The sequence below is a fragment of the Streptomyces sp. G-G2 genome (assembly GCF_030063135.1).
GTDB lineage: Bacteria > Actinomycetota > Actinomycetes > Streptomycetales > Streptomycetaceae > Streptomyces.
Genome location: NZ_JASISO010000069.1, coordinates 21,502 through 33,256, shown reverse-complemented (window position 1 = coordinate 33,256; position 11,755 = coordinate 21,502). Strand labels below are relative to the sequence as shown.

The 11,755-nt window shown below is 67.8% G+C and carries 6 protein-coding genes and 1 pseudogene; all 7 read right to left on the bottom strand.

The window, feature by feature from the left end:
• Positions 1–955 precede the first annotated feature (955 nt).
• A complete protein-coding gene (locus QMF80_RS35095) occupies positions 956–2,938 on the bottom strand; it encodes an oxidoreductase (protein ID WP_283460962.1) in 1,983 nt (660 codons plus the stop codon).
• On the bottom strand, positions 2,939–3,772 hold the full coding sequence (locus tag QMF80_RS35090; RefSeq protein WP_283460960.1) for an SDR family oxidoreductase: 834 nt from the start codon (positions 3,770–3,772) through the stop codon (positions 2,939–2,941).
• Positions 3,769–7,914 carry a 3-phosphoshikimate 1-carboxyvinyltransferase gene (aroA, locus tag QMF80_RS35080; RefSeq protein ID WP_349372273.1) on the bottom strand — a complete coding sequence of 1,382 codons (4,146 nt, stop codon included), beginning with the start codon at positions 7,912–7,914 and terminating at the stop codon, positions 3,769–3,771. The genes QMF80_RS35090 and aroA overlap by 4 nt, the downstream gene beginning before the upstream one ends.
• A gap of 155 nt (positions 7,915–8,069) precedes the next feature.
• On the bottom strand, positions 8,070–8,327 hold the full coding sequence (locus QMF80_RS35075) for a chorismate mutase family protein (RefSeq protein WP_283460958.1): 258 nt from the start codon (positions 8,325–8,327) through the stop codon (positions 8,070–8,072).
• Positions 8,328–8,640: 313 nt separating this feature from the next.
• Positions 8,641–9,546 (bottom strand): hypothetical protein, encoded by a 906-nt coding sequence (locus QMF80_RS35070; protein ID WP_283460956.1) that lies wholly within the window; start codon positions 9,544–9,546, stop codon positions 8,641–8,643.
• Positions 9,547–9,842: 296 nt separating this feature from the next.
• Positions 9,843–10,262 (bottom strand): transposase, encoded by a 420-nt coding sequence (locus QMF80_RS35065; RefSeq protein ID WP_283460953.1) that lies wholly within the window; start codon positions 10,260–10,262, stop codon positions 9,843–9,845.
• Between the two features lie 1,009 nt (positions 10,263–11,271).
• Positions 11,272–11,463 (bottom strand): annotated as a pseudogene (locus tag QMF80_RS35060) (transposase); the annotation flags it as partial.
• Positions 11,464–11,755 lie beyond the last annotated feature (292 nt).

The following is an 11,755-nucleotide window of genomic DNA, read 5'->3' as shown; positions in this document are numbered from 1 at the left end:
GCCACAGCGGGGCCGCCGGCCTGGCACCCATCGAATTCGAACGAACCATCAGCGAAGCACGTGCCCGGCACCATCAGAAGGATCAAGCCGCATAAGGAAGGTCTCTACGCTTCCAGGGGATTGACACACCACGGCGCTGTTGACAAGCCAATTCTCCTGGGGAGGCCATTGAATCGGTCCGGGTCCCACTGTTGCAGCTTGGCGGAATTGTGAAGGCATCGGCAGAGCTGCCTGCGATCGGTTGCGTTCCCTGGCAACCTGTTGAGGTTTAGGACGCCTGTTGCACACTGGGCCGACGGATTGGCAGCAAGTTTGGTCAGGTATGCGGTGCACGGAAGCATCTGCTGCTCGACCTGAACGCAGTTCACGGCGTAGGCGTTCTGGGCGGTGAGAGCCAGACCGGCAAGTGCCAGGCCGACTCCTGTGAGCGTGCGGCGCACGAGAGGACGGCTTGTGGTGCGGGACATGCTGTCTCCATCCCTAAGGCGGACCACAGTGGTCACCCCACGCAAACATCCGCAAACTACGGTACGCATGCGGAGCGGCCTGAATGGGTGACGGTGTGAGTGGACCGCCTGTGTGCAAGGTTGGAAACCCGTACACGGTGAGAGGACAACACGCCCAGCGGGGGTCACTTCAGATAGCCAAGCATTACCCTCAGTAGTTGCGAGATTGGATTATAAAGTAGAATTTGTTCATAACGGCTCTGCGATACGCGCAGGTTCGTGAGCTGAGACGATGGGTGCAGTTCCGCCGGTACGACAGGGCGGCGACGCTCAGCTCCGTGGCCGACCAGCTCTGGTGGACCCTCCCCCGCAGATCCGGGCGGTGACGGCCGAGATCCTCCAGAACTCTGCCACAACCGCCGACATCGGATAATCTCACCCTCTGTCACCACCGAATGTGAGACAGGGGCGTTGACTTTACGGACCCGGTGTCCGATTGAGGGGAAGCCTCATCCAGTCCCCTTCGTCACGGCCTTCAAGAGGTCGTGTGCGGCCAGCATCCCTTGTTCGACGGCGCGGACGGCGTTGAGGCCGTGGGTGCCTGCTGCGCCGCCTGCGGCGCGGTGGAGGATGCCGGCCTCTTCGAGCTCGGGCAGGAGGGTGTTGTTCGGTGTCTGTCCGACTGCGAGGACAACGGTGTCGGCAGGCAGGAGGAACTCGTGGCCGTGCCGGTCACTGAGACGTACTCCATGTCGGAGGACGGCTGTGCAGGCGACTTCGGTGTGCCATCGGACTCCGTGGCGGCGTAGTTCTGCGAGTACGGCCCATCGCGTGCTGCGGCCCAGACTTTCGCCGATGCGACCGTTGCGGCCCAGCAGGGTTACGTCGTGGCCCAGGGTGATGAGGAGGTGGGCCACATCGACGGCGATGCCTCCGGCGCCGATCACCACGGTGCGGGGGCCGAATTCGTCGGGGTGCTGGAGGGCGTTCTGGTAGGTGACGACGTGCTCCAAGTCGTCGCCAGGGATATCTGTCCGACGGGGGTGCACGCCCGTGGCGAGGAGTATTCCGTTGGTGAGGGGCCCGAGTACGAGGTTGGCTGTGCGGACTGGATGGTTGAGGTGAACGCGTACATGCAGCCGTTGGAGTTCGGCCTGGAAGTAGTCGATCGTCGCGCCGAAGTCCGCTTTGCCAGGGACGAGTCGGGCGAGGTTGAACTGTCCGCCCAGGGCGCCGGTCGCTTCGTAGAGGTCTACCCGGTGGCCCGCTGAGGCAAGGACACGGGCGCCTTCGAGTCCGGACAGTCCGCCTCCGATGACCGTGAAGCGGGCGGGCGGGCGGCCGCGGGCGCGGGGCGGCCTGGCCGACGGGATTTCCAGTTCTCTTCCGGCTCGTGGGTTGACCAGGCAGGAGACCGCGGTGTCGCCCAGGGAGCGGTCGATGCATGCGGTGTTGCAAGCGATGCAGATATTGGTAGGACGCTTTGTCGGCTGCCGGGCTTTGCGGACGATGTCGGGGTCGGCGAGGAAGGGCCGCGCCATGGCGACGAAGTCGGCGTGCTGTTCGGCGAGGATACGTTCTGCCAGGTCGATACGGTTGATCCGGGTGGAGGTGATGACCGGGGTCTGCAGTCCGCATGCTCGCAGCTTGCGCCGGATCCCTGCCGTGTGGCTGATCCAGGCACCGGGTGGGACGAGGGTCTGGACCGTGGGGGTGCGGGACTCGTGCCAGCCCACGCTCACGTGCAGGGCATCTGCGCCGCCACGGGCCAGTGCGGTGGCGAGGTCGTCGACTTCGTCCGGGAGGCTGGAGCCGGGCATCAGGTCGTTGCCTGACATTCGTACGAGGATGGTGAAGTCCTCGCCGACGGCTTGTCGGACCTGGGACAGGACGGCCAGGGGGAAGTGCCTGCGTCGTGCGGCGTCGCCGCCCCAGTGGTCGTCCCTGTGGTTGGTCAGGGGGGAGAGGAACTGGTTGAGGAGGTATCCCTGGGCGGCCATGATCTCGACGGCGTCGAATCCGAGGGTACGGGCGATGGCCGCGCCGTCGGCGAAGCGGTTGATGACGGCCTGGATCTGTTCCTCGTTCAGGGCTGACGGGGCGGGTGCGCCGAACCGGCCGGGTGTGGCGGAGGGTGCCACCGGGGCGTGTCCGGTGGCTTCTCGGGTGGTGTAGCGGCCCGCGTGGAACAGTTGCAGGGCGATTTTGCCGCCGTGCCGGTGCACGGCTGTGGTCCAAGCGGCGAGGCTGGGGTGCTGGGCGGGATCGTCGGTGCGGGCGTAGTGGCGGCCGCCTGCGCCTTCAGGGCTGACGGCGCAGCCGCCGGTGATGATGAGGGCGGCGCCGCCTCGTGCACGTTCAGCGTAGAAGGCAGCCATGGTCGCGCCGCCGTCGGGCCGGGTTTCCAGGTTGAGGTGCATCGCGCCCATGATGATGCGGTGGGGCAGCGTGAGCGGGCCCAGTGATCCGGGGCGGAAGACGTGGCTGGGCACTTAGGCCTCCGTGGCGGGGAGGTGGGGTTGGGCTAGGGGTGGGGAGGTGTCGGCGAAGAAGGGCGGGGCGACGATGCTGAGGCCTCCGTCCACGATCAGGGTCTGGCCGGTGATGTATGAGGCTTGCGGAGACAGCAGGAACGCGATCGCGTCGGCGACTTCCTGGGTCGAGCCGGGCCGTCTTTGGGGGATGCGTTCGACGACGGTGCGGATGTCGGGCATGCCGGGGAGCGCGTAGAAGTAGGTCAGGGAGTCGGAGTCGATCAGTCCGGCGTTGACAGCGTTGACGTTGATGCCGTGAGGGGCGAATTCCAGCGCCATGTAGCGGACCCAGGCTTCGATGGCGGCTTTCATCGCTCCGAGGAGGGCGTACGTGGGGTAGGCACGGTGGCTGCCGTAGCTGGACAGTGCCACGATCCGGCCTCCGGGCGGCATGAGAGGCAGTGCCTGCTGGGCTCCGAGGATAAAGGGGCGGAGGTTCATGGCGTAGGAACGGTCGAGGTGGTGGAGTTTGACGTCGAGGATGTTCTTGAAGGCGCTGGCGGCCGCGTTGGAGACGAAGTAGTCGAGCCGCCCGTAGGTGCTGCGGACGGTGGCGAACAGGCGGTCGATGCCTTCGGTCGTTTCGATGTCGGCCTGGACGACGATGCCGCGGCCGCCGCGGGCTTCGATTTCGGTGAGGGTGCTTCGGGCGAGGTCGGTGTTGGTCTTGTAGTTGACGATGACGCTGGCGCCAGCAGCGCCGAGGGTCAGGGCCAGGGCGCGGCCGATGCCTCGAGAGGCTCCCGTGATCAGCGCGATCCGTCCGTCCAGCGGCGGGGTGGGCGGGGTCACGGAGTGCCCTCCTGGTGTTTGAGGAGTTCGCGGAAGATGACGGTCTTCTGGGTTTCGTTGGTGCCTTCCTCGAAGCGCTGGGCGCGGGCGTCGCGATAGACGCGTTCGATCGGGCTGGTCTTCCAGTAGCCCGATCCGCCGTGGATCTGGAGGGCTCGGTCGGTGACGCGGGTGAGCATGTCGACCGCGATCAGTTTGGCCATGGAGGAGAGCATGGCCGCGTCGGCTTGTGCGGTGTCGAAGCGGCGGGCGGCGTGCAGGGTAAGTTGTCGGGCGGCTTCGATGTCGGCTTCGTTCTCGGCGAGCATGAACTGGATGGCCTGGCGTGAGGTGAGGGGTTTACCGAAGGTGACACGTCCTTGGGCGTAGTGGACGGCGAGGTCTTGGGCGCGGCGGGCCAGGCCGACGCAGCTCATCGCCACGGAGATCCGCGAGGGGATGAGGAAGCCGCCGAGGAAGACCGCGAGGCCGTCGCCTTCGGCGCCGAGGCGGTTGGCGGTCGGGACGGGGGTGCGGTCGAAGGTCAGGCGGGCGTGGTCGGTGCCGGTGACACCCATGGTTTTCGAGGTGTCCTCGACGGTGACGCCAGGGGCTGTGCGGGGGACCATGAGGGCGACGGTGCCCTGGTGTCCGCTGCTGCCTTCGGTTCTGGCGGCCAGGAGCCAGTAGTCGCAGCGGACGCCGAAGGTGATGAGGTGTTTGCTGCCGGTGAGGTGGTAGGTGTCGCCCTTGCGGGTGACGGTGGAGCGGATGTCGGCACCTGAACCGGCTGCGGGTTCGGTGAGGGTGAAGGCGATTTTGAGTCGTCCGGCGACCGAGGGCAGGACGAAGCGCTGGTGCTGTTCGGGGGTGGTGAAGTGCTCCATTGCCCGCCAGGTGCCGTTCACCACGTGCACGATCATTCGCAGGGAAGCGTGGGAGCGGGAGAACAGCTCCATCAGTTCCATCCACTGCGGGAAGGACAGGCCGCGGCCGCCGTAAGGGGTTGGGGCTGCCAGGGACAGGTAGCCGTGGCGGCGGAGCTCTGCCCACAGTTCTTCGGGGACCGTGCCGCTGTCCTCGATCCGGCGGGCCCATTCCTCCCCGGGGCCGGCCACGAAGGCGGCTATCTCCGTGCGGAGGCGGGTGAATTCGGCAGGGGGGAGACCCTGCGGGGTGGTCTGGGGGCTTGGCATCGGCTGCTCCGGGGCTGCTATTGCGGCAGGCAGGTGCGGGTCCAGGCCCAGGGCGCGCTGCCTGAGGACGAATTTCTGGATCTTTCCGACCGGGTTGCGTGGCAGTTCGGGTACGGCTTCGAGGCGTTCGGGCCAGTACTGTTTGGCGACTTGGTGGTCGTCGAGGTACCGGCACAGTGTTTCGAGTCCGAGGTCTTCTCCGGGGGTGAGGACCACGAAGGCACAGGCGCGCTCGCCCAGCCGTTCGTCAGGCATACCCACGATCGCTGCCTCGCTTACCGCGGGGTGGTCGTGGAGGAGGGCTTCGATCTCGGCGACGGGGATCTTCTCGCCGCCGCGGTTGATGATGTCCTTGACCCGGCCCGTGATGCGGAGGTATCCGTCGGTGTCGATGACGGCGAGGTCGCCGGTCCGGTACCAGCCATCCGCTGTCCACGCGGCTGCGGTCAAGTCGGGCCGGTTCAGGTACCCGGTGAACGCCGTGGGGGTGTGGACCTCGAGGTTGCCCCCCAGGCCGGGCGCGAGAGCTCTTCCCGTGCCGTCGGTGACGCGGAGGGTGACTGCGGGCATGGCACGGCCGTCGGAGCCCCGCGCCCGCTCGGCGGGGTCGCCGGGTGAGGAGAGCGAGCCTAGGCAGGTCTCCGTGGTGCCGAACGACCCACAGACCGCCGTTCCCAGAACCGCGGCCGCGCGTAGGGCCAGACCGGGCGGAAGCGCGGCGCCGGCCGAGACGAAGAGACGCAGGGTGTTCGGTGCTCTCCCGCCGCTGTCAACCTCTTTGACCAGGTCGGCGAGGAATGGGGCTGCTGCTTGGATGAACGTGACCTTGTGGTCGTGAAGGGCGCGCAGGGCCTTACCGGGATGCCAGCGGGCTTGGAGCACTTGGGGGGCGCCAAGGCTGACGGCCAGCCACATGCCGTACAGGAATCCGGTCTGGTGCGCCAGCGGGGACGGAACGAACAGTATGTCGCGGCAGTCCAGACCTGCCCGGTCTGCTTGCAGACGGGCGGCGAGGCCGAGTCGGTCGTGCCGGTGGAGGACCCCTTTGGGCTCCCCGGTGGTACCGGAGGTGAAGAGCAGCTGCGCCACCGCGTCTGGGGCGGGCCGTATCCCGTCCAGCGCGGCCCGGTCGGCCCGGGCCGCGGCAGTGATCTCGGCCCAGTTCTCCCAGGTCATACCGCCGTCTTCGGGCGCCGGCAGCGGTGGTCGGTTCTCGGTGGGGTCCAAGGGAACGACCAGGACGTGTCGTAGTCGCATGCCCGGCGGGACTGCGGCCAGCCACGCGGCCGTCTCCTTGCGATAGTCCCGGCCGCGGAAACGGTCGGGGATCAGCAGGACCCGGGCACCGCAGCGGTGCAGGGCAGCCGTCATCTCGCGGCCACGCAGAATCGGCATGAGGGGGCAGCAGACGGCCCCGACGCTCAAGGCGGCGAGCGAAACCTCCACGAACTCGGACCAGTTGGGAAGCTGGTAGGCAACGGGCTCGCCGGGCTGCACGCCCAGGGCGAGCAGCCCGGCGGCCGCACGGCCGACCCGTTCGTCGAGTTCCCTCCATGTGACGTGCACCTCTCCGGCTTCGCGCCGGTCCACAAGCGCGAGGTCGTCGGGACGGTAGCGGGCCCAGCTCGTCAGCAGCCCGGGGAGGTGGCGGGGCGGGTCGGGGGCGGGTCCGGCCTCCACGGATAGGGGGATCCCGAGGCCGGTCAGGTCTTTCAGGAACCGCGGGTAGGAGATCCTGTAGGCGCGGGGGTGGGTCAGGGTCGTGAAGCCGTGGGCGACAGTGCCGGCGAGGGCCAGCGCCATCAGGACGCGGTGGTCGTTGTGCGACGTCAGCCGGGCCCCGCTGAGTGTGGACACCCCGTTCACTTTCAATCGGTCGCCGTCGATACGCAGGTCTGCGCCCATGCGGTTGAGCTGGAGCATCGCCGAGACCCTGTCAGACTCCTTGAGCCGGACGTGGCCGATGTGTTCGAAGACGGTTTCGCCCTCGGCGAGGCTGGCCAGGGTGCACAGGACCGGCAGCATGTCGGGGAGCTTCCGGCCGTCGATCGTGGTGCCTGCCAGCCGGATCCCGGAGTGCCGGATGCGGATCCCGCCGGCCCGGTGGTCGACTTCCATGGGCACCCCCATGCGCCGGACCACGTCGAGGAATCCGTTCTCGGGGTGGTCGGTGGCGTCGCCGTCCAGGCAGGTGAGGCCGCGCAGCAGTACGTCCGCTGGGTGCAGCGCGGCCGCGGCGATCCCGAAGGCGGCGGAGCCGAGGTCGGGAGGCAGGGTCAGATCGGTGGGCCGTGCGTGCTGGCCCGGCGCGATGTCGAAACGCCGCCAGTCCTCGGAGACAGCGACCTGCAGTCCGAAGCGGCGCATCATCGCGATGGTGAGCATCAAGTAGGAACGCTCGTTGAGGTCGCCGCCGACCTCAACGGTGGTGGGGCCGGTCGCGAAGGGGGCCAGCAGGATGAGCCCGGAGATCCATTGGGAAAGGGTGCCGGGGATCTTCACCCTGCCCCCTGAGGGCAGCCCTGGGGTCACAGCCACCGGCAGACGGCCGTCAGGGGCGTCCACGCCTACGCCCAGCTGCCGCAGGGCTTCGAGCAGCGGCGCGATGGGACGCCGCTCGAAGTACCTGTTACCGGTCACCGTAACCGGCGACTCGGCCAGGCTGGCCAGACCAGTCATGAAGTACAAGGTGGTGCCGGAACTCCCGGCCGACACCGCATCGCGCCTAGGCTGGTAGCGGCCGCCCTGCACCACGTAGGTATCGCCCTCGACACTGATCCGTGTACCCAGGCCGCGGAGCACCCGAAGCGTGTCCTGTACATGGTGGGCCCGGCAGACCCCTTTGATTCGGCTCGTGCCCTCGGCCAGCGACGCCAGGATCAGCGCACGGTGTGCGTGGTACTTGGACGGGGGGACTTCGATGTCGCCGCGCAGGATCCGTCTGTTCGGCCTGACCAACAGATGCACGAGATTCCTCCTATCTCAATAGACGGATTCACGAAAACAGGGGGTGGGATGCGGCCGCGCAGCAGCCGGAAGCCCTGGCACGACTCAGCCGGACAGGGCCGCCGGTCCGATGTGTGACGTCCAGTCCAAGGTGCGCAGCTCTGGTGGGACGTACTTCAGGTGTAGTAGCAGCAGTCTTTGAGCAGGATTACTGCCATCTGGGTGCCAGCCGGGCCCAAACGCGCTCGGTACGTGTCAAGCACACGCTGCTCACGTGCCAGTTCCCGCCTGGCTCTCGACTCGGCCTTGCGTGCGCCTTCCAGGGCGCGGCTGCGCGAGCGGCGCAGCTCCACCAGGGAGATGATCTCTTCGTCGATCGCATCGATGCCCCGCTGTTCCGCCAGCACGCGTTCCCGGGGGCCGCTCGCTTCCATCGCTCCACTCCTTGCACCGATGTCTGATGCATCCGGCACCGGCGTCCGGTCCAGTGGCCGTCCCGCGCTCGGAGGCGGTACGGCGGGGGCGCCTGGCTGCCCGGGCTGACGGCAGGCCGTGCGCGTCAGCGGCATCCCGCACCGCAGGGGTAGCTCCTGCGCGGGGCGGGCGGCCCAGTCGCTCGCCGGACACCTCTCCCGGTTCAGGCACCGACGCGCATGACGCCTCCGTGGTCCAGACGCCCGATGCCTGGAGCGGTACCGCCGTGTGACCGTGGAAGGCAACGATTCAGCAGGCGGTTCAGCAGGCGGTTCAGCGGACCGTGACGGTCATGAAGGTCATCACGTCGTCCGGGTCGCGGTGCAATGCCAGGTCGGCAACACGGCCGTCCGGAACCTCTTCCAGCAGGGCGCGCATGTCCTTTTCGTCCCGGTGCACGAGCGGCCAGTCCATCACCGCTTCCAGATATGCGATGTCCCGGCAGGTGGGCACGATGTTGGCGATCATCAGCGTCCCGGCGGGGCGCAATGACGCGACGAGGGAACGGGTCAGCGGGACGGCCGTTCGGTCCGTCAGGTAGTCGTAGAGCCCGCCGGCGTGGATCAGATCTACCCGCTCTGGCAGGACACCGTCGGTGATGACCTCCCTGACACGCCGAGAAAAGGTCCGCACGCCGTACCGGCCGTAGGCGCGGTCGATCTCGGCAAGGGACTCCGGGTCCTGGTCGAACGCAGCGTATCCGCCGAGTTCGCCGTCCCTGAGGGCCCTGCTGTCCTCGACTTCACGCAGATGCCCGGCTCCCACCGATGCCACCGTGAGGCCCGGAGTACGGGCGGCGGACTCGTCCAGCCGAGTCCGGAAGGCCTCGCGCCGATAGCGGACCGACCGGAATGCTGCGATCCCCACAGCGAAGCTGTGCAGCTCGGCGAGTACCCCTTCACCCGGCGAGGGCACGGTGCCCATCCCGTAGATCATGTCCATCATCTCGGCGTCACCCGCGTATCCGCGCGGTTTGCGGAAGGCTCTCCCGATCAACGGATCCTGCCGCAGCAGCGAAGCCAGCGGATGCGCGGACACGGCCTCGCGGAGTTCATGCCACTGCGCGGCGGTCAGGAATCTCCGCTGGTCCCCGAGCCATCCGTGCAGTCGAGTCAGAGGCCCCATCACGGACCCCGCCTTCATTTCTTTGTGGGAGTCATCAAGGATTTTCACATCCACGGCGCTCTCTCCCGATTCACTCGCATCGGAGCCCCCCTACCTCCAGATTACGAAAATTGCGGCCCCTGCAAAGGACGTACGCGACGGGCGGCAGAAGCGCGACCGTGACGCGAAAAGCACCATGTGCGACCGGCGCACGCGTCGGGACCGCCGCGTGCGCGGGGCTGCCCGGCAGCGGAATAGCGTGCGCGTGAGCCGAGCCCGGCGGCAACGTCGGTGGGCGTCCTGCGTTGTTGGCATGGTTTGAACAGGCCGTCGTAAGCTTGACTCTGTCGGGGATCTTGGAGCCGTCGAGGTCAGGTGCCCAGGGTTCGCCATGACTTCGGCCGGGGGATCTCGCGCTGGTCGAGGTAGTTCTGGAGAGCAGTCGGTCGGCGAGGTATGGGTGATTCCTCGGTTGGTGGCAGTCCGCTGAGGCGCTCGATGTTGACGGCGATGGCCGTCAGGACGTGCTGGATGTGGGCTTTTCCCTGTCCTCGGTAGCGGCAGCGCCGCATGCCGTGTCCGTGGGCGAACTCGTTGACCGTGCCCTCTACTCCGGAGCGGACCGCGTAGCGGGTTTTCCACTCGGGTGTCTGTTGCTCAGTACGGATCCGGAGTTGCAGGTCGCGGAGCTCTCGCGGGGGAAAGCCCACGGTGCGGGCGTTGTCGGCGGTGCTGGTGCACTGGGTGCGGGCCGGGCAGGGGCGGCACTGGCTCTTGGTGAACCTGGCCACGATTAGCGGGGCCGCGGTGGGCGAGGAGGTCGGGTAGGGGCCGTGCCAGCCCGCACTGACCTGGCCCCTGGGGGCAGGTGACCTGCTGATGGTCGTAGTCGATGTGGAAGTCGTCCCGGGCGAAACCGTTGCCCTGGCGATGCTGGCGGGTGGGGTTGGCCGGCAGTGGTCCGGTGACGGTGACGTGGTGTTCACGAGCGGCTTGTTCCAGGTGGGGCAGGGAGGTGTAGCCGGCGTCGACCAGGTGCTCGGCGGGCAGCAGTCCGCGGCGGGCCAGACGGGTGTGGATGCCAGGCAGGACCTGGCTGTCGTGGGTGGTGGCCGCGGTGGTGACCACGTCCGTGATCACGTTGGGGCCGTCGGGAGCGCAGGTCTCGGTCAGATGAGCGGCGAACCCCTTCCAGCTGATGATGTGTCCGTGCCGTGCGTAGCGGGCCGAGGTGTCGTAGGGAGAGACGACAGCCCGGGACGAGGGCGGCAGCCCGGGCCCTTCTTCCTTCTCGGCCGTGCGCCAGCGCAGGTGCCCAGCAGTGTCACGGTCGTAGTCCTGCACCATGATCTGGCGCAGGGCCTGGATGCGCGGGCCGGACGTGCGGTCCGCTCCGTGCCGGTAGAGGTGTTCCAGGAGCCGGAGGGCGTCGTTCCCGGTGGCGAGGATCCGGGTCTTGGGCCTGGTGGGGTTCTTGCCCAGGCGGACCGGCCGTCCGTAGCGGCGTCCCCAGTCCTCATTGACCAGCTCGTCCAGCAGGTGAGGGGAGATACCGGCGACTTCTTCCAGGGCGGCGCGGACCGCCTCGGTGATCAGCTCCAGGCGGGTCAGGTCACGCACCGCGGCCAGGACGTAGGTGGAATCGGTGCGCTGGGTGGTGCGCTCGTGGACCAGGCCGGCGTTCTTGAGGCGGGCGAGCGCGAGGTCGAGGAGGCGGTCAGCACGGTCCCCTTCGGCGAGACGTTCGCGGAAGTCGGCCAGCACGCTGTGGTGGAAGCCGGGATCGTCCAGCTCCATGGCCATGGCGTACTTGAAGTCGATGCGGCAGCGGACGGCCTCGGCGGCCTGCCGGTCCGACAGCCCGAGCAGGAACTGCAGCACACAGACGGTAGCCAGTTGAGCGGGCGAGAGACCCGGACGCCCGTCACGCGGGTACCAGTCGGCGAAGTCCTCGTCGCGCCACAGCCCGTTCAGCCGGTCTCTCACCCACATCGCCGTTGTGCCACCCGGGTTGCTCGCCCGCGCGATCTGCGCCGTCAGAGAGGGGACTTGGTCACCGGAACGGGGGCGAAGGGACAACGAGCACCTCGATGACTGCATGGGCCACTGGAACAACCCGAGCATGCCCGTTGATCAAGCTGCCGCACCGGAGAACTCCAAGATCCCCGACAGAGTCAAGCTCAGCCCTGGAAACGCGCCTGGCCGACAGCTTCAAGTGAGACGGCGAGGTTCCTGCGTCTCACCCGACTTTGTCTCTCCGCAGGTCAGGGCGTCGCCAAGCGGC